This window comes from Paenibacillus nuruki, from assembly GCF_001721045.1.
Lineage (GTDB): Bacteria > Bacillota > Bacilli > Paenibacillales > Paenibacillaceae > Saccharibacillus > Saccharibacillus nuruki.
In genome coordinates this window covers 43,138-59,849 of the sequence record NZ_MDER01000048.1, presented here as the reverse complement: position 1 = coordinate 59,849, position 16,712 = coordinate 43,138, and the positions used below count along the sequence as shown (strand labels likewise).

The 16,712-nt window shown below is 40.6% G+C and carries 26 protein-coding genes; all 26 read right to left on the bottom strand.

The window, feature by feature from the left end; translation table 11 throughout:
• Positions 1 to 487: 487 nt before the first annotated feature.
• The 26 genes from PTI45_RS14840 to rplE all read right to left on the bottom strand — a co-directional run bounded on the left by PTI45_RS14840 (position 488) and on the right by rplE (position 16,690).
• Positions 488 to 718 carry a hypothetical protein gene (locus PTI45_RS14840; protein ID WP_069328383.1) on the bottom strand — a complete coding sequence of 77 codons (231 nt, stop codon included), beginning with the start codon at positions 716 to 718 and terminating at the stop codon, positions 488 to 490.
• Between the two features lie 168 nt (positions 719 to 886).
• A complete protein-coding gene (locus PTI45_RS14835; protein ID WP_069328382.1) occupies positions 887 to 1,513 on the bottom strand; it encodes a stage II sporulation protein M in 627 nt (208 codons plus the stop codon).
• A 121-nt stretch (positions 1,514 to 1,634) separates the two neighbouring features.
• On the bottom strand, positions 1,635 to 2,744 hold the full coding sequence (locus tag PTI45_RS14830) for an Mrp/NBP35 family ATP-binding protein (RefSeq protein WP_069328381.1): 1,110 nt from the start codon (positions 2,742 to 2,744) through the stop codon (positions 1,635 to 1,637).
• Positions 2,745 to 2,985: 241 nt separating this feature from the next.
• Entirely contained in the window at positions 2,986 to 4,155 is a 1,170-nt protein-coding gene (gene sat / locus PTI45_RS14825) for a sulfate adenylyltransferase (RefSeq protein ID WP_069328380.1), read from the bottom strand.
• A gap of 131 nt (positions 4,156 to 4,286) precedes the next feature.
• Complete coding sequence (locus PTI45_RS14820) at positions 4,287 to 4,979, bottom strand: phosphoadenylyl-sulfate reductase (RefSeq protein ID WP_069328379.1); 693 nt, start codon at positions 4,977 to 4,979, stop codon at positions 4,287 to 4,289.
• A gap of 359 nt (positions 4,980 to 5,338) precedes the next feature.
• Positions 5,339 to 5,731, bottom strand: coding sequence for a 30S ribosomal protein S9 (gene rpsI, locus PTI45_RS14815; protein ID WP_069328378.1), 393 nt, complete (start codon positions 5,729 to 5,731; stop codon positions 5,339 to 5,341).
• 19 nt (positions 5,732 to 5,750) lie between these two features.
• Entirely contained in the window at positions 5,751 to 6,188 is a 438-nt protein-coding gene (rplM, locus tag PTI45_RS14810) for a 50S ribosomal protein L13 (protein ID WP_069328377.1), read from the bottom strand.
• Positions 6,189 to 6,456: 268 nt separating this feature from the next.
• Positions 6,457 to 7,236: a tRNA pseudouridine(38-40) synthase TruA gene (truA, locus tag PTI45_RS14805; protein WP_069328376.1), complete on the bottom strand. Its 780-nt coding sequence runs from the start codon at positions 7,234 to 7,236 to the stop codon at positions 6,457 to 6,459.
• Positions 7,237 to 7,380: 144 nt separating this feature from the next.
• A complete protein-coding gene (gene rplQ / locus PTI45_RS14800) occupies positions 7,381 to 7,746 on the bottom strand; it encodes a 50S ribosomal protein L17 (protein ID WP_069328375.1) in 366 nt (121 codons plus the stop codon).
• A gap of 35 nt (positions 7,747 to 7,781) precedes the next feature.
• The gene (locus PTI45_RS14795; protein ID WP_069328374.1) at positions 7,782 to 8,726 is read right to left on the bottom strand and encodes a DNA-directed RNA polymerase subunit alpha; all 945 of its coding nucleotides are present in this window, start codon (positions 8,724 to 8,726) and stop codon (positions 7,782 to 7,784) included.
• A gap of 139 nt (positions 8,727 to 8,865) precedes the next feature.
• Positions 8,866 to 9,261: a 30S ribosomal protein S11 gene (rpsK, locus tag PTI45_RS14790; RefSeq protein ID WP_017815387.1), complete on the bottom strand. Its 396-nt coding sequence runs from the start codon at positions 9,259 to 9,261 to the stop codon at positions 8,866 to 8,868.
• Between the two features lie 17 nt (positions 9,262 to 9,278).
• Positions 9,279 to 9,644, bottom strand: a complete 366-nt coding sequence (rpsM, locus tag PTI45_RS14785) for a 30S ribosomal protein S13 (RefSeq protein ID WP_069328373.1) — start codon at positions 9,642 to 9,644, stop codon at positions 9,279 to 9,281.
• A 23-nt stretch (positions 9,645 to 9,667) separates the two neighbouring features.
• Complete coding sequence (gene rpmJ / locus PTI45_RS14780; RefSeq protein WP_003333770.1) at positions 9,668 to 9,781, bottom strand: 50S ribosomal protein L36; 114 nt, start codon at positions 9,779 to 9,781, stop codon at positions 9,668 to 9,670.
• Positions 9,782 to 9,894: 113 nt separating this feature from the next.
• Positions 9,895 to 10,110: a translation initiation factor IF-1 gene (gene infA / locus PTI45_RS14775; RefSeq protein ID WP_017815385.1), complete on the bottom strand. Its 216-nt coding sequence runs from the start codon at positions 10,108 to 10,110 to the stop codon at positions 9,895 to 9,897.
• A 2-nt stretch (positions 10,111 to 10,112) separates the two neighbouring features.
• The gene (locus PTI45_RS14770) at positions 10,113 to 10,409 is read right to left on the bottom strand and encodes a KOW domain-containing RNA-binding protein (protein ID WP_069328384.1); all 297 of its coding nucleotides are present in this window, start codon (positions 10,407 to 10,409) and stop codon (positions 10,113 to 10,115) included.
• 29 nt (positions 10,410 to 10,438) lie between these two features.
• Positions 10,439 to 11,188, bottom strand: coding sequence for a type I methionyl aminopeptidase (map, locus tag PTI45_RS14765; protein ID WP_069328372.1), 750 nt, complete (start codon positions 11,186 to 11,188; stop codon positions 10,439 to 10,441).
• Positions 11,189 to 11,193: 5 nt separating this feature from the next.
• A complete protein-coding gene (locus PTI45_RS14760; protein ID WP_069328371.1) occupies positions 11,194 to 11,841 on the bottom strand; it encodes an adenylate kinase in 648 nt (215 codons plus the stop codon).
• A gap of 94 nt (positions 11,842 to 11,935) precedes the next feature.
• The gene (gene secY / locus PTI45_RS14755) at positions 11,936 to 13,234 is read right to left on the bottom strand and encodes a preprotein translocase subunit SecY (protein WP_069328370.1); all 1,299 of its coding nucleotides are present in this window, start codon (positions 13,232 to 13,234) and stop codon (positions 11,936 to 11,938) included.
• Positions 13,234 to 13,674, bottom strand: a complete 441-nt coding sequence (gene rplO / locus PTI45_RS14750) for a 50S ribosomal protein L15 (protein WP_069328369.1) — start codon at positions 13,672 to 13,674, stop codon at positions 13,234 to 13,236. The genes secY and rplO overlap by 1 nt, the downstream gene beginning before the upstream one ends.
• A gap of 45 nt (positions 13,675 to 13,719) precedes the next feature.
• Positions 13,720 to 13,905, bottom strand: coding sequence for a 50S ribosomal protein L30 (gene rpmD, locus PTI45_RS14745; RefSeq protein ID WP_069328368.1), 186 nt, complete (start codon positions 13,903 to 13,905; stop codon positions 13,720 to 13,722).
• Positions 13,906 to 13,917: 12 nt separating this feature from the next.
• A complete protein-coding gene (gene rpsE / locus PTI45_RS14740) occupies positions 13,918 to 14,415 on the bottom strand; it encodes a 30S ribosomal protein S5 (RefSeq protein ID WP_069328367.1) in 498 nt (165 codons plus the stop codon).
• Positions 14,416 to 14,441: 26 nt separating this feature from the next.
• On the bottom strand, positions 14,442 to 14,807 hold the full coding sequence (gene rplR, locus PTI45_RS14735; RefSeq protein ID WP_069328366.1) for a 50S ribosomal protein L18: 366 nt from the start codon (positions 14,805 to 14,807) through the stop codon (positions 14,442 to 14,444).
• An 81-nt stretch (positions 14,808 to 14,888) separates the two neighbouring features.
• Entirely contained in the window at positions 14,889 to 15,431 is a 543-nt protein-coding gene (gene rplF / locus PTI45_RS14730; RefSeq protein WP_069328365.1) for a 50S ribosomal protein L6, read from the bottom strand.
• Between the two features lie 31 nt (positions 15,432 to 15,462).
• Positions 15,463 to 15,861 (bottom strand): 30S ribosomal protein S8, encoded by a 399-nt coding sequence (gene rpsH, locus PTI45_RS14725; protein WP_069328364.1) that lies wholly within the window; start codon positions 15,859 to 15,861, stop codon positions 15,463 to 15,465.
• A 32-nt stretch (positions 15,862 to 15,893) separates the two neighbouring features.
• Positions 15,894 to 16,079 (bottom strand): type Z 30S ribosomal protein S14, encoded by a 186-nt coding sequence (locus PTI45_RS14720; RefSeq protein WP_037291562.1) that lies wholly within the window; start codon positions 16,077 to 16,079, stop codon positions 15,894 to 15,896.
• A 68-nt stretch (positions 16,080 to 16,147) separates the two neighbouring features.
• Positions 16,148 to 16,690: a 50S ribosomal protein L5 gene (rplE, locus tag PTI45_RS14715; protein WP_069328363.1), complete on the bottom strand. Its 543-nt coding sequence runs from the start codon at positions 16,688 to 16,690 to the stop codon at positions 16,148 to 16,150.
• Positions 16,691 to 16,712 lie beyond the last annotated feature (22 nt).

Here is a 16,712-nt window from a genome sequence, read left to right as displayed (position 1 = left end):
ACTGATGTTCAGTGTGTGTTTGTAAGTAACTGCGGGCCCAGAGTCGTACAGAGAGTTGAGCGTCGGCAGGGTAAGATGGCTATAAGAGACGAGTAGGAGGCACGCAGCCAGCGTTCGTCCTGAGCCAGGATCAAACTCTCCATAAAGTGTTTGACTTGCTCAAATCTAAAACTGGCGAGAACCGAAGTTCTCTATTTTTTAAAGGTCGGCTAAGACCTTCATTTACTCACTCGTTGTTCAGTTTTCAAAGATCAAACATTTCGTTATTTTGCTTTTGTGCAACGACGCATTATCGCATCAGCAACTCTTATAATATATCATGCTCATTTCATTTCGTCAACACTTTTTTTCAATCTTTTTTTCAAGTGATCTGCAATGTTGAAATTTGTTAATCTCTTTCATTGCGCTCAACACTTTTAAACATTAAAAACAGTGCGACAATTAATTTATCATATATTAATAGATTACGTCAATAGTTTTTTACAATTTAATTATTAGTCTCTTTGTAGCGTCCGTTTCGTACATATTTAGATAGTTCCTTTTGTGGTGCGAAACGTGCATACATTTGAAAAATCGTTTTGTATCTTTTATCAATTGATTTGCGTATATCCTGATTTAGACGTTGATCACTTAGATCGAATAACATTTCATCTAATTCTTTACGTAATACATAAGCCATCTCTTTACATTCTTTATCATTTAATAACATTCCAAGCATATGAATATCCTCCCTAGATTGTAACTCTTCACAGTATATCTATTAGGCTGCTATGTGTAGATGTATCAATCTCAATCCATTTACATACAATAACAGCCTTCTGGATAGTGATGAATTAACCTAATTAGGCATACTTGTAACTGTTTGTATGTGATTTTTTGTAAATAACTAAGCCTGCATTAACCAGAATGTTACCGTACTCTCTATAATCGCTGCTACAAAAAGAATAATGACTAGCCAAAATGAAGCTGTGATTGTAGATCTCATAAACTGTTTCCAAGCTACTCTGAGTTGTACTCTTCCTGCTGGACTCCATGTGGCTAGACTATCCAATACCAATTTACCAAATTTCAGACCATAAGCGGCGGCGATAAGAATAGCAGGAATTTCAAAGATTCCATGTGGTAATAATCCTTTAACTATTAAAGTCACTACATCCTGTCCCTGCATATCATAGGTACGTAGTAGAAATCCAATAATCATTCCGTTCATAACTAAAAAGATTACTGGAATGATCCCTATAAATATTCCTAAATAAATAATAAGAACACTTTTGATCGCATTGTTTAGAAAGATAAACACAAAATAGTTAAGTTCTACATGCTGTCCTTGGTTAAGCTGCTCTTTGACTACTTGTAGTTGCTGAAGTTGTTCTCTTAAATAGTTACCCAATGGTTCTACTAATAAGATTCCTGCTACAATTCCTACTGCAAACAGAATGGTAGAAACCAATAACATTGATTTGTTAGATTTAAGATCACGCCAAAAAGTACGCAATGAAAACAATGAAGCCATATATTCTACTCCTTCAAAACACAATTTGGTAAATAGATAAAAATAGAGAGCAAGGTATGATACGCCTTCCTCTCTATCTATCGGTTATTGAGATCAATCCTATATTTATTAGTATTGAGGTTTAGCCATGTTTCTCAATTACTTTTAGAGCTAACTCATTATATAGTTGACCAATTTCACTATCTTCTTTGTATACAGAAGGTGAAAAGTCAGGATCTGTTGGTAAATTGTCTGGTGCGCCTAACGGAATTTGAGCTAGTAGTTCAGTATGCAGTGTTTCTGCAAGCTGTCCACCGCCCCCTCTACCGAAGACATACTCTTTCTGTCCATCTCTTGCTTGGTAGTAAGACATATTTTCGACAACACCCAGAATCTCATGATCGGTCTGTAATGCCATCGTTCCCGCACGTGCTGCTACAAATGCTGCTGTTGCATGTGGAGTAGTTACCAGTATTTCTTTACTTTGTGGAAGAATCTGATGTACATCCAATGCTACATCCCCTGTTCCTGGAGGTAGATCTAGTAACATATAATCCAATGGAGCCCAGTCCACATCAGCAAAAAACTGACGAAGCATTTTACCCAGCATCGGTCCACGCCAGATTACAGGATTATTTTCTCGAATAAAGAATCCCATCGACATTACTTGAACGCCGAATCGTTCTACCGGTTGAATACGTCCTTCTTCTACAGTAGGGCCTTCTTCTATTCCCATCATGTCTGGAATACTGAATCCGTAAATATCAGCATCAATAATGCCTACTCTTTTTCCCTGGCGGACTAATGCAGTTGCTAAATTTACTGTAACAGTAGATTTACCGACGCCACCTTTACCACTAGCTACAGCGATAAAACGTACACCGGAATTCTGATGAATGATAGGAAGCTCCTCTAGACCTGCTGCATGACCTTTGTGCGTCTCAGATTCAGGCGGTAGTGCTTCTTCTGTGTCTGGAGATAGTAATTGACGTACTGTAGCCATTTCAAGCTCAGAAGGGGCTCTGAAACGAATATGTAGGTCAATCGGTTCAACAATTTTAAGAGCAGCTCGAATCGATTGCTCTATAGCATCTTTATATTCTTGACCTAATTCAATACCCACTACAGTTAATGAAATTCTGGTATCTTTGATCATAACATCGCGAATAAATTGCATTTCCAATAGAGGAAATTCGTACTGCGGATCTGTAACCGTACTTAATAATTCCAAAACATAGTCTCTTGATAACATATGAGGTGCACTCCTTATGTGGTTAGATTGAATATATCGTTATAAAGACAACCATGCGCTAATGCAACAATACGTTATATTATACCATTTTATATTATTGATTCGCGAATCGTACACCATAAAAGTATAAATAAAATGTTTCTACATCAATCGGCTTCATTTCTTATATAAAAAAACCGCTTCACTTCAAATCATGATCACATGACTAAAGTAAAGCGGTTTGGAATACATAGTGACTAATTTAGAGTTTGTTATGTTCTGCCATACCTTCAATTAATACTTCTGCTACTTCTGGACGGGTAAATTCCGGTGGAGGGCATTGACCATCTCTTAGTAATGCTCTCACTTTTGTGCCAGAAAGAGTTAAATGATTTTCTTTAGAATGCGGGCAAGTTTTGCTCGATGCCATGTTACCGCATTTGGTACAGAAAAAGCTATGTTCAAAGAATAGTGGAGTAATTCCTAATTCCTCTGCCGTAAAGTTAGTGAAAATTTCTTGAGCTTCATACGTTCCATAATAGTCACCTACACCCGCATGGTCGCGACCAACAATAAAGTGTGTACATCCATAATTTTTGCGAACCATTGCATGGAATATGGCTTCTCTTGGTCCTGCATAACGCATTGCTGCTGGAAATACTCCTAAAAAGGCACGATCTTTTGGATAGTAATTTTCTAAAAGAACTAAATAACTACGCATCCGCACATTAGCAGGTACATCATCCGACTTTGTTTCACCTACTAATGGATTCAAAAATAAAGCATCTACAATCTCCATTGCACTCTTTTGAATATATTCATGAGCACGGTGCACAGGGTTACGAGTTTGGAAACCGACGACTGTTTTCCATCCTTTATCTGCAAAAATCTTTCTGGTTTGTTCAGGATCAAAATAAAACTCACCGAACTTTTCAGGTTGAGGACGTTTTAACACTTGAATAGGTCCTCCTACATAGATCGAAGAACGACTGAATAATTTTTGTATGCCTGGATGTTCAGGATCATCTGTTTTAAAGATTTTCACCGCTTCTTGTTGTTGATCTACCGTATAAATGCTACGTACCTCTAATGTACCGTAGATCACTCCGTCCTGCTCTCCTACTAATGCTACTTGCTCACCTATTTGAAGAGTGGAAGTAATAGATTCATCTAAAGCAAGTGTAATTGGAATACTCCATACTGTTCCATTTGATAATCTCATATTTTCGAGAACAGAATGATAATCTGCTTCTTCCATAAATCCTTCAAGTGGCGAAAAAGCTCCTACACCTATAAGATCAAGATCGGAGATAGTCCATGTATTGATAGGAATTTGTTTCCACTGTTGAGCTTGAGCCAATAACTGGTCGCACTCTTCCTCTTTTACAATACGCTGAATCAATTGACCCCCATGTGGCAAAATTGTTGTCATTCTGTAATCGCTCCTGTCTCATCATAAATGTGTATGCTATAAAATCTATCTGCCTAAGTATACATGAAGCCGACCAAATGCTAAAAATCACTTGATCGGCTGAGATTATCTATGTTAGTCATAATGTTGAATTATTTGTGTAATCCACATTCTGTTTTATCAGAGTTAGCCCAACGTCCAGCACGAGGATCTTCGCCTGGCATAACCTGACGTGTACATTGTTCACAACCAATACTAGGGTAATGTTGATCATGCAGAGGATTATAAATAATATCGTTATCTCGAATATACTGCCATACCTCTTCAGAAGTCCAATCTGCAATAGGGTTAAACTTCATCAAACCAAATTTGGAATCATATTCGATCTTTTTAGCATTTGCACGAGTGGGTGCTTGGTCACGCCGAATACCCGTAATCCATGAATCATATTGAGATAATATCCGAGTTAAAGGTTCTACTTTGCGAATATTGCAGCAAGCATTAGGATCGACAGTCCATAGCGATTCTCCATGAGCAGCAGCTTGTTCTTCAGGAGTCAGCTTTGGAGCTACTTTAACAAATTCCATACCATAACGCTCAATCATACGATCGCGAGTCTCATAGGTTTCTTTAAAATGGAAATCAGTATCTAAATAGAAAATATCAGTGGACGGGCTGATATTCTGTAACATATCCACAATGACTACATCTTCTGCTCCAAAACTACAAGCAAAAGTAAGACTTTCAAAATTATCCACAGCCCAACGGATGACTTGTTCAGCTGTAGCATGTTCTAACTCTTCCGCTTTTACTCGAGCTAACTCTTCTTTTTCCAACAGATTCATATTTAGTTCCCCCATCTTTGGAATTCATTTTACCATTTTGGTTTTAAGTACCTTCAATAAATGACTACACTTTTAAAAGGATTCAAATTAAAGCCGACTAAACAACTAAGAATTATGTATATTATAGTACTTAATGGTTGAGGATTCAATAGTATTTTTGGAGTTAATCACAAGTTATTCACAATCTTGTACAGCTGATTCTATATTTAATTTTAATTGCTATTAATATTTATGATTGTACACAGGGTTATACACATATAAAATGGTGGTCAAAATGTGGTCACGTTTCTTTTAAACACAAAAAAACCTCCCACCATTTCTGGTAAGAGGTCTTTGTAAACCTTGATATACAAGGAATATTAACGTTTGGAGAACTGAGGTGCGCGACGTGCTGCTTTAAGACCGTATTTTTTACGCTCTTTCATACGAGGGTCACGAGTCAGGAATCCAGCTTTTTTCAAAGATCCACGAAGTTCAGGATCAGCTTTAAGCAATGCACGGGAGATACCGTGACGGATTGCTCCTGCTTGACCAGAAATACCACCACCGTGAGCCAATACGATTACATCGTAGCTTCCGATTGTTTCTGTCAAGTTAAGTGGTTGTTTAACGATCAGTTTAAGTGTATCTAAACCGAAATATTCATTGATGTCGCGTTTATTGATGACAATGCGTCCTTCACCCGGTACAAGGCGAACACGTGCTACCGAATGTTTACGACGACCTGTCCCATAGTATTGTACTTGTGCCATGAAACTGTCCTCCTTTTAATTAGCCGCGAAGTTCGTAAACTTCCGGTTTTTGTGCTGCATGTGGGTGTTCTACGCCAGCATATGCTTTCAATCTTAACTTCATTTGGTTACCCATACGAGTTTTTGGAAGCATACCATGAACTGCAAATTCGATTACACGTTCTGGTTTGTTTTTAAGCATTTCATCAGCAGTGGTAACTTTAAGACCACCTGGATGCATTGAGTGACGGTAGTATTTTTTGTCTTGCAATTTTTTACCAGTCAAGTGGATTTTGTCAGCATTGATTACGATAACGAAATCTCCACCGTCTACATGAGGGGTAAATTGTGGTTTGTGTTTGCCGCGAATAAGTGCAGCTGCTTCACTAGCCAAACGACCAAGCGTTTTGCCTTCAGCATCGATAATGTGCCAATTGCGTTCTACTTCACTTGGCTTGGCAATGTACGTCGTACGCATGAAAAGTTCCTCCTTAGTGTGCTTTTGAAAATATATCATTACGGTATATTTTCATATATCTTCGTTCTTGAGTTAGTGTTGTTAGTACACAGTGTTACATAGTTATTAAGTGATGGATTAAAAATTTTAGGCGGTGTTATTCTTAATGGGGCTGTGGGATAGCCTTAAGAAAACACAAACTTTATTTTACAGCATAAAAACACGTTAAGCAAGAACTATTTGAAGTTTTTCTAGAAAAAATTTCGTAGGCATTTGCTTTGAAATTTTACTATGTATTAAACTCCTCATAGTGAACCCCCCACATCGTCAACGCTTTGCTGATTGCAGTTGGTCCTGCCTCACTACGATCCTCAGCAGCAATCATATTAGAAATAGCATCTGGTGCGTGTTTACCTTCTCCCACTTGTACCAGTGTCCCCATAATAATACGTACCATATGCTGTAAAAATCCACTGCCCGTTATATAAAAGTGTAGAATACCTTGGTCTCTTGTATCAGGACGGGTCATAGAATAATCTACTTCCAATCGTGCCTCATAGATTGTACGGATATGACTTTGCTTTTCAGAATGTTTTGAAGCAAAGGTTGTGAAGTCATGAGTACCTATAAAGTGGGAAAGAGCTTCACGCATTGCTTCAATATTCAGTTTGCCTGGATGATGTAATTGCATATGCCTTAGAAAAACATCTGGATATTGATTAGCGTTAATCGTGTATCGATATGTTTTTCGTTTGGCTGAGCGCCGTGAGTGGAAGTCCAAATGAACCTCGCGCGCATTTGTAACAATAATATCTTTGGGCAAGCGACCATTTAAAGCAAGTGGCCAACGTTCTGCTGGGACAGTTGATTCAGTCAAGAAATGAAAGACTTGTCCAATCGCATGTACACCTGCATCTGTACGACCTGAGCCATGAATCTTTGGTTTTTCTCCAATGATCGTGGCAATTGCTTTTTCTAAATGATCCTGAATCGTATTTCCGTCCGGTTGGGTCTGAAATCCGTTATATCTGGTTCCATCATAATTGACAGTCATACAAAGATTCCTCATATATCCTCACCTTTTATACAAAGCAAGGGAGCCCCTAATGGAGCTCCCTCCCTCATTATCCTCAAACACTGCATGTTCCAAACAGAGAAAAAAAGGGTTTTGTCAGAATCTGTTGACCCTGTCCACCCTTTCCTCATCTGCATGTTACGCGCGGTCTACCAATTCAAGATAAACCATAGGTGCAGCATCGCCGCGACGAGGTCCTAATTTAAGAATACGAGTGTATCCACCTGGACGCTCTGCATAGCGAGTTGCTAAATCAGAAAACAATTTTTGGATAGCATCTTGTCCACCATCGAGAGACTCGCGACGAACATAAGCAGCTACTTGACGACGAGCATGAAGATCTCCACGTTTAGAAAGGGTGATCAGTTTTTCAGCGATAGAACGAACTTCTTTCGCTTTAGCTTCAGTCGTTTGAATACGCTCATACAAGAACAGGTCAGTTACCAGGTCACGAAACAAAGCTTTACGAGCGCTGGAGTTACGACCCAATTTTTGGTATGCCATGTTGTTTTTCCCTCCTTCATTACACTATTAAATGATTAGTCTTCTTGACGAAGTCCTAATCCTAATTCTTCAAGCTTCTCTTGAACTTCCTCAAGCGATTTGCGGCCCAAGTTGCGGACTTTCATCATATCGTCTTCGGATTTCGTAGTTAGCTCTTGTACGGTATTAATACCAGCACGTTTCAAGCAGTTGTAAGAACGTACAGAGAGATCAAGCTCTTCGATAGTCATCTCGAGCACTTTCTCTTTTTTATCTTCCTCTTTTTCGACCATGATTTCAGCATCTTTTGCTTCGTCAGTTAGACCAACAAATAACATCAAATGCTCAGTCAAAATTTTAGCGCCCAGACTAACTGCTTCTTCAGGGCGAATGCTACCATCCGTCCAGATTTCAATAGTTAGCTTGTCATAGTTCGTTACTTGACCTACACGAGTATTTTCCACGCCATAGTTAACGCGGGAAATCGGAGTATAGATAGAATCTACAGGAATGACACCAATTGGTTGATCATCACGTTTATTCTTATCTGCAGCAACATAGCCACGACCACGATTTGCAAAAATACGCATGTGAAGTCTAGAACCTGGAGCTAAAGTGGCGATATGAAGATCCGGATTCAGGATTTCAACATCACTGTCTGCACGGATATCTCCTGCAGTGATCGCCCCTTCTCCTTCCGCATCAATCTCCAACACTTTTTCTTCATCAGAGTGGATCTTAAGCGAAAGGGCCTTGAGGTTCAGAATGATTTCTGTAACGTCTTCCATCACACCTTGAACCGTTGAGAACTCATGCAATACACCATCGATTTGAACAGATGTTACTGCTGCTCCCGGAAGAGAAGATAACAAAATTCTACGAAGTGAGTTGCCAAGTGTTGTGCCATAACCACGTTCGAGCGGTTCAATGATGAATTTACCGTAGTTACCTTCATCATTTACATCTACGGTCTCAATTTTCGGCTTTTCGATTTCTATCACTGCAATATCCCTCCTTCAAAACGTCGCTCCTGTGAAACTGTCGCTGAATACTTACAAATAGACATGCAGTAGTATACCCGGTAAACGGATCTTTACCTTTGCCGGGAATTATACTACAAAATGAAGAGACATGCTTCAATTATACGCGGCGACGTTTTGGTGGACGGCATCCGTTATGCGGGATTGGCGTTACATCTTTGATTAGGTTAACTTCAAGACCAGCTGCTTGCAAAGAACGAATTGCTGCTTCGCGTCCAGCTCCTGGACCTTTAACCATAACCTCAACGGCTTTCATACCGTGTTCCATTGCTGCTTTAGCTGCTGTTTCAGCTGCTAATTGCGCTGCGAATGGAGTAGACTTACGAGATCCTCTGAAACCTAGACCGCCTGAGCTTGCCCAGGAAATCGCGTTACCATGAGGGTCCGTAATTGTAACGATCGTATTATTAAACGTGGAACGGATGTGCGCCACGCCAGATTCAATATTTTTACGGTCACGACGTTTTGTACGTACGACTTTTTTAGCTTTAGCCATTGTGTGTTATACCCCCCTTACTTCTTCTTGTTCGCTACAGTACGACGAGGACCTTTACGTGTACGAGCATTAGTTTTAGTACGTTGTCCACGAACCGGCAATCCACGACGGTGACGAACACCACGGTAACATCCGATTTCGATTAGACGCTTAATGTTTAGAGAGATCTCACGACGAAGATCACCTTCAACTTTAGTACTACCAATTACTTCACGCAATTTTCCAACTTCATCTTCTGTAAGATCGCGGACACGAGTGTTCAGGTCAATACCAGTATCACTCAGAATTTTCTGGGAAGTCGTTTTACCGATTCCGAAAATATATGTCAAGGCGATCTCAACGCGTTTATCACGTGGTAAATCCACGCCAGCTATACGTGCCATTTTACGCTACACCCCCTAGATAATTATCCCTGTTTTTGTTTGTGTTTAGGATTCTCACAAATTACCATTACATTCCCTTTGCGGCGAATGACTTTGCATTTTTCGCAGATGGGTTTTACAGAAGGTCTTACCTTCATGTTAATTACCTCCTCAAGTTTTACGTCCGTAAAACTTACTTGTAATCATTGTATCTGCTGACAAGCAATGATTTCATAAACATCTATTATAACATAGATTAGTGTTAAAGTGTCTATTTGCGGTAAGTTATACGACCTTTTGTCAAATCATAAGGTGACAATTGTACAACTACTTTATCTCCAGTCAAAATACGGATAAAGTGCATCCGTAACTTTCCAGAAACATGAGCGAGAATCTGATGACCATTCTCTAATTCAACTTTGAACGTTGCATTTGGCAAGGGTTCAAGAACCACGCCTTCTACCTCAATAACATCTTCCTTGGCCACAGTCAGTCTCCTTTCTGTTCAACATTGTTTTCGGCAGATTCCAAGAACTTGGTAACTGCATAGCGCAATTTCCCGTTCGTGACCCGACCGCTTTCTTGCAAACTGTTTACTACTTCGCTGCTAATCACCGGCATTAGCTCCAGATGAAGCAGATTCTTCTTCTTCGGCTGGTCAAACTTTCGTTTGTTCCCGTCGGCGATATAAACAAACTTTTCATCCGGTACTGCAATGATAACAGCAGGTTGAGAAGCTCCCTGACCTTTTAACACTTTCACAATTTGACCGACCTGCGGGTTCATTGTTGTTTTCACAAGAATCACCTACGCATTTAGTTTAGTTTTGTGAAAATTTCCATACCGTCTGGTGTAACCGCAACTGTATGTTCAAAATGGGCACATAATGAGCCATCAACAGTAACTACTGTCCATTTGTCTTCAAGCGTTTTGACATGTTGCTTGCCGGCATTTACCATCGGCTCGATTGCCAGAACCATTCCCGGCTTCAGCCTCGGTCCGCGATCCGCAACTCCATAGTTTGGAATTTGAGGGGCTTCGTGCAGCTTCGCTCCGATACCATGTCCTACGTATTCACGTACGACAGACATACCGGCATCTTCAATAAAACGCTGTATCGCATGCGATATTGTAAACAAGCGTACATCTGGCTTGACCAGTTCAAGTCCTGCATACAAAGAACCTTTAGTTACTTCCAAAAGTTTTTTTGCATCATCAGAAATCTGTCCTACCGGATAAGTCCATGCAGAATCTCCATGATAACCTCGGTATTCAGCACCAATATCAAGTGTAACGATGTCGCCTTCTTGCAATTTGCGTTTATTCGGGAATCCATGAACTAATTGCTCATTAACCGAAGCACAAATGCTGGCAGGAAAACCATTGTATCCTTTGAATGACGGTAAGGCATTTTGACTGCGAATATAACGGTCTGCAATCTGATCAAGATGTTCGGTCGTAATACCTGGCTCGATCGCTTGCTTGATTAGACGATGCGTCTCAGCTACAATTCGCCCTGCTTCCCGCATAAATCCTAGTTCTGTTTCGGATTTGCAAATGATCATTCTGCTTAACCTCTAAGCAATGAAACAATATCCTTAGATACCGCATCAATACTTTGATCGCCATCAATCTCTCTCAATAGCTTTTGATCCCCGTAGTAAGCAATAAGTGGCGCTTCTGTTTTTGTATGATACTCATTCAGACGCGTTCCTACACTTTCTTCGTTATCATCAGCACGTTGATAAAGTTCACCACCATCAATATCGCACACGCCTTCTTGCTTCGGCGGATTGAATTCAATATGGTAAGTAGCTCCACAAGTTTTGCAAATACGTCGTCCGGTAATCCGAACAAGCAATTTGTTAAGATCTACTTTTAAATTGATCACGTGGTCCAGCTTACGCTCCATTGCTGCCAGCATTTTATCCAACGCTTCAGCTTGAGCTAAAGTTCTTGGAAAACCGTCAAGCAAGAAACCTTTTTTACAATCGGGCTGAGCAAGACGCTCTTCCACGATTCCGTTCGTTACGTCATCCGGTACAAGCAAACCCTGATCGATGAACTCTTTGGCTTTTACTCCAATTGGAGTTTCCTGTTTGATCGCTAGACGAAATGCATCGCCTGTAGAAATATGAGGAATACCTAGCTCTTTCACAATCACTGCTGCTTGTGTTCCTTTTCCTGCTCCCGGAGGCCCCATGAATATGATGTTCACGTAATGTCACTCCCCCTAAGACTAATGCTGCAAGAACAGCACGGAAAGGCGCCGGTGTGAACAAGCATGACTTGTCCCAGCCGGAACCTGCCGTCTATTTATTGATAAAACCTTTGTAATGGCGTTTAATGAGCTGGCTTTCGATCGTTTTCATCGTATCAAGTGCAACCCCGATTACGATAAGAAGCGATGTACCGCCGATTTGCACAGATTGTGGCAAACCTGAAATAGCTCCTAAGAATACTGGTAATACCGAGATGACCGCAAGGAATAATGATCCTGTCATGGTCAAACGAGTCATAACACGAGTCAAATAAGTAGCCGTTGGCTTACCTGGACGAACACCCGGGATATATCCACCATTCTTTTTCATATTATCTGCCATTTGCGTAGGATTCATTTGCACAAATGTATAGAAGAAAGTAAAACCTATGATCATTATAACATACAGTACCATACCAAGCGGTTTGTCATACCACAAGTTTGCAGTAATCCATTTTGCCCAGATATGAGTAGACCAGAAGCTTGCTATAATAATCGGAAATTGTAGCAATGAAACGGCAAAGATAACAGGGATAACACCCGCTGAGTTAACTTTCAACGGAATATGTGTGTTCTGTCCACCATACATTTTGTTACCTACAACGCGTTTTGCATATTGTACTGGAATTTTACGGATACCCTGTTGGATAAATATAACTCCGACAACGATGAAAATCACGACGATAACAACGATGGCTAACTTCGCAACATTAAAGAATGTCTGACCTTGTTGAAGGAAATCCGATTGAACCATATCACGGATATGCTGCGGCATAGCTGCAACAATACCAGCGAAGATGATGATCGAAATACCGTTACCGATTCCTTTTTCAGTGATTTGTTCCCCAAGCCACATCAAGAATGATGTACCTGCCGTTAACACAATAGCAATAATGATGTAATCTACCGCAGTAGCGTTAGGAATCATTTCTGCATTATATAAACGGTTGAAACCGATCGATGTACCAAAGGCTTGGATAAGACCCAGAATAACAGTACCATACCGGGTAATCTGTGCCAGTTTCTTTTTACCGTGTTCCCCTTGTTTGGCCCATTCCGCAAATTTCGGAATGACATCCATAGATAATAGTTGAACTATAATGGATGCAGTGATATACGGCATGATCCCAAGGGCAAAAATGGAGAAATGCCCCAAAGCTCCCCCTGAGAAAGTATTTAGAAGACCGAACAATTCTTTACCTTGAGCGTTAGCAGACTGGAATACACTTTTGTCTACACCCGGAACCGGTACAAACGCACCGATACGGTAGACAATGAGCACCAGCAAGGTAAAGATAATCCGATTTCTAAGATCCTCAACCCGCCATATATTCTTTAGGGTCTTGAACATTAGATCACCTCGGTTTTACCGCCGGCAGCCTCGATTTTCTCTACCGCAGATTGAGAGAACTTATTCGCTTTTACAGTCAATTTCACAGTGATGTCGCCATTACCAAGAATTTTAATTCCGCTTCTTGCATTTTTAACGATTCCCTGTTCCATCAAGAACGTAGGAGTTACTTCTGTATCAGCAGCAAAGCTGTTTAAATCTTCGATGTTTACGAGTGCATATTCTTTACGAGTAGGGTTAACAAATCCGCGTTTAGGCAAACGACGATACAATGGGTTTTGTCCGCCTTCAAATCCTGGACGAACGCCCCCGCCTGAACGAGAGTTTTGTCCTTTGTGACCACGACCCGATGTTTTACCAGTACCACTACTTGGACCGCGACCTACACGTTTGCGTTCCTTGCGTGAACCTGGGCTTGGTGAAAGCTCATGCAATTTCATCGTTCGTTGCACCTCCTTATTAATAATAGGTTAATTTTTGATCAATTAACCTTCGATTTCTTTTACAGATACTAAATGTTGTACTTGTTTGATCATACCGCGCATAGCAGCATTATCGTTTTGAACTACTGAGTGATTCATTTTACGTAGTCCTAGTGTTTTAACAGTAGTACGTTGTTTCTCTGAACGACCGATCACGCTACGGACGAGGGTAATTTCCAATTTAGCCATGAGGTTCCCTCCTTAACCGAGCAACTCTTCGATAGATTTTCCACGCAGTTTAGCCACGTCTTCAGCACGTTTCAAACGAGACAAGCCTTCCAACGTTGCGTTAACCATGTTCATGGAATTCGAAGAACCCAGAGATTTAGTCAAGATATTGCCTACACCAGCAAGTTCTAATACAGCACGAACCGGTCCACCAGCAATAACTCCAGTACCTTCGGATGCTGGTTTCAACAATACACGTCCTGCTCCGAATTTACCTGTAACAAGGTGAGGAATTGTTGTTCCAACGATAGGAACATGAATCAAGTTTTTCTTAGCATCTTCGATGCCTTTACGGATAGCGTCAGGTACTTCACCGGCTTTACCGATACCAGCGCCTACCCAGCCATTACCATCGCCCACTACTACAAGTGCGCTAAAGCTGAAACGACGTCCACCCTTAACTACTTTAGCTACACGATTAATGTTTACAACTCTTTCAGTCAGCTCTAAAGTGTTTGGATCAATACGCAAGTCGTTAACCTCCTTTTTACAATGTTTTAGAATTGAAGACCAGCTTCACGAGCTGCATCTGCCAAGGCTTGAATCCGTCCGTGATACAAGTAGCCTCCGCGATCAAATACAACAGCTGTGTGCCCTTTTTCAGATGCACGTTTTGCAACCAATTCGCCAACTTTAGTAGCAGCTTCTACGCTACCGCCGTTTTTAATATCTGCAAGTTCTTTATCAAGAGTCGAAGCGGAAACTAAAGTTACACCCGCTACGTCATCGATCAATTGAGCGTAGATATGTTTAGCAGAACGGAATATGTTCAAACGTGGACGTTGAGAAGTACCAGTGATGTTCTTACGAACACGTAGGTGTCTTTTCAGACGCGCTTTATTTTTATCTGCTTTTGTAATCATGACTGTACATTTCACTCCTTTCACGTTGCCTTCACAGGCTCACTTCAACACGCATAAGGTAAAGGAACGTATTCCTTTATCTTATTTTTTCTTACCAGCTTTACCTTCTTTACGAAGAATACGCTCGCCTTCATACTTGATACCTTTACCTTTATATGGTTCTGGTTCACGTACGGAACGGATTTTAGCAGCGTAAGCTCCTACGCGCTCTTTATCGATTCCATTAACGATGATTTTCGTATTTGTAGGAACATCGAACTCGATGCCTGGTTCAGGAGAAATTTCCACTGGATGAGAGTAACCCACGTTTAGAACAATTTTGTCGCCAGATTTGCTTGCGCGGTATCCAACTCCAACTAGCTCTAGGGATTTGGAGAAACCTGTAGTTACTCCACTCACCATATTACTTACTACACTACGAGTAGTGCCGTGCAGGGAACGATGAGTCTTATTATCAGAAGGACGTTCGATTGTGATCACGTTCTCTTCGATGTTTACTTTCATATCTTTATGAATCTCACGGGAAAGCGTACCTTTCGGTCCTTTTACCGTAATTTGAGTATTATCCAAGTTAATTTCAACACCACTTGGTACTTCGATTGGTTTGCGGCCAATACGAGACATAGAGTTGCACCTCCTTATTATATGACGTTAATTACCAAACGTAGCAAACGACTTCGCCGCCGCTTTTCGATTGACGAGCTTCTTTATCAGTTACTACCCCTTTAGAAGTAGAGATGATAGCGATTCCCAGTCCACCTAGTACGCGAGGGATTTCATTGCTTTTCGTGTAAACACGAAGTCCTGGTTTACTGATACGTTTCAAACCAGTAATTACACGTTCGTTATTTTGACCGTATTTCAAGAAAATACGGATAATTCCTTGTTTGTTATCCTCAACAACTTCAGCATCACGAATGAAACCTTCGCGTTTTAGGATATCAGCGATTTGCTTCTTCATTGTAGAAGCAGGAACTTCAACTGTTTCGTGACGCACAACGTTCGCGTTACGAATACGAGTAAGCATATCAGCAATTGGATCTGACATAGTCATGTGTGTAAACCTCCTTCCCCTTAATCAAATGTTTACCAGCTTGCTTTTTTCACACCAGGGATCTGGCCTTTATGAGCCAATTCACGGAAGCAAATTCTGCAAATTTTGAACTTTTGCAATACCGAGTGTGGACGACCACAACGTTCGCAACGTGTGTATGCACGTACTTTGAACTTCGGTGTGCGTTGTTGTTTAACTTTCATTGAAGTTTTAGCCACTTAGCCTGACACCTCCTAATATTTTCGGAGAACTAGGGTTTATATTCGAACCCTGTACGTTTCAATAATTATTTTACGAAAGGCATTCCCAATTGGGTAAGCAATTCACGAGACTCTTCGTCAGTTTTAGCTGTCGTTACAATAACGATATCCATACCGCGAACTTTGTCTACTTTATCATACTCGATTTCAGGGAAGATCAATTGTTCTTTCAAACCTAGTGTATAGTTACCGCGTCCGTCGAACGCTTTAGAAGATACACCACGGAAGTCACGTACACGTGGAAGTGTAATGTTGAACAATTTATCCAAGAAATAATACATACGATCGCCACGAAGTGTTACTTTAACACCGATAGGCATGTTTTCACGAAGCTTAAATCCAGCGATAGATTTTTTAGCACGTGTGATAACTGGTTTTTGACCAGAGATCAATTGAAGATCGCTAACAGCAGAATCCAATACTTTGGAGTTCGATACTGCTTCACCTACACCCATGTTGATAACAACTTTTTCAACTTTCGGTACTTGCATAACCGTTGTATAGTTGAATTTTTGTACCAAAGCTGGGGAAATTTCATTCAAGTAAAGCTCTTTCATTCTTGTTGCCATGTTGGAAGATCCTCCTTTCCGT

Bases quoted from the DNA above. Each gene is read 5' to 3' on its own strand.
- secY (WP_069328370.1), bottom strand. From the start codon at position 13,234: ATGTTCAAGACCCTAAAGAATATATGGCGGGTTGAGGATCTTAGAAAT.
- rplF (WP_069328365.1), bottom strand. From the start codon at position 15,431: ATGTCTCGTATTGGCCGCAAACCAATCGAAGTACCAAGTGGTGTTGAA.
- PTI45_RS14840 (WP_069328383.1), bottom strand. From the start codon at position 718: ATGCTTGGAATGTTATTAAATGATAAAGAATGTAAAGAGATGGCTTAT.
- sat (WP_069328380.1), bottom strand. From the start codon at position 4,155: ATGACAACAATTTTGCCACATGGGGGTCAATTGATTCAGCGTATTGTA.
- map (WP_069328372.1), bottom strand. From the start codon at position 11,188: ATGATCATTTGCAAATCCGAAACAGAACTAGGATTTATGCGGGAAGCA.
- rpsH (WP_069328364.1), bottom strand. From the start codon at position 15,861: ATGACTATGTCAGATCCAATTGCTGATATGCTTACTCGTATTCGTAAC.
- rplQ (WP_069328375.1), bottom strand. From the start codon at position 7,746: ATGGCATACCAAAAATTGGGTCGTAACTCCAGCGCTCGTAAAGCTTTG.
- rpsI (WP_069328378.1), bottom strand. From the start codon at position 5,731: ATGGCACAAGTACAATACTATGGGACAGGTCGTCGTAAACATTCGGTA.
- PTI45_RS14835 (WP_069328382.1), bottom strand. From the start codon at position 1,513: ATGGCTTCATTGTTTTCATTGCGTACTTTTTGGCGTGATCTTAAATCT.
- rplR (WP_069328366.1), bottom strand. From the start codon at position 14,807: ATGATTACAAAAGCAGATAAAAATAAAGCGCGTCTGAAAAGACACCTA.
- rpsM (WP_069328373.1), bottom strand. From the start codon at position 9,644: ATGGCACGTATAGCTGGCGTGGATTTACCACGTGATAAACGCGTTGAG.
- PTI45_RS14770 (WP_069328384.1), bottom strand. From the start codon at position 10,409: ATGAACCCGCAGGTCGGTCAAATTGTGAAAGTGTTAAAAGGTCAGGGA.
- rplM (WP_069328377.1), bottom strand. From the start codon at position 6,188: ATGCGTACGACGTACATTGCCAAGCCAAGTGAAGTAGAACGCAATTGG.
- rplO (WP_069328369.1), bottom strand. From the start codon at position 13,674: ATGAAATTGCATGAGCTTTCACCAAGCCCAGGTTCACGCAAGGAACGC.
- PTI45_RS14830 (WP_069328381.1), bottom strand. From the start codon at position 2,744: ATGTTATCAAGAGACTATGTTTTGGAATTATTAAGTACGGTTACAGAT.
- truA (WP_069328376.1), bottom strand. From the start codon at position 7,236: ATGAGGAATCTTTGTATGACTGTCAATTATGATGGAACCAGATATAAC.
- PTI45_RS14820 (WP_069328379.1), bottom strand. From the start codon at position 4,979: ATGAATCTGTTGGAAAAAGAAGAGTTAGCTCGAGTAAAAGCGGAAGAG.
- rpsK (WP_017815387.1), bottom strand. From the start codon at position 9,261: ATGGCTAAAGCTAAAAAAGTCGTACGTACAAAACGTCGTGACCGTAAA.
- rplE (WP_069328363.1), bottom strand. From the start codon at position 16,690: ATGGCAACAAGAATGAAAGAGCTTTACTTGAATGAAATTTCCCCAGCT.
- rpmJ (WP_003333770.1), bottom strand. From the start codon at position 9,781: ATGAAGGTAAGACCTTCTGTAAAACCCATCTGCGAAAAATGCAAAGTC.
- rpmD (WP_069328368.1), bottom strand. From the start codon at position 13,905: ATGGCTAAATTGGAAATTACCCTCGTCCGTAGCGTGATCGGTCGTTCA.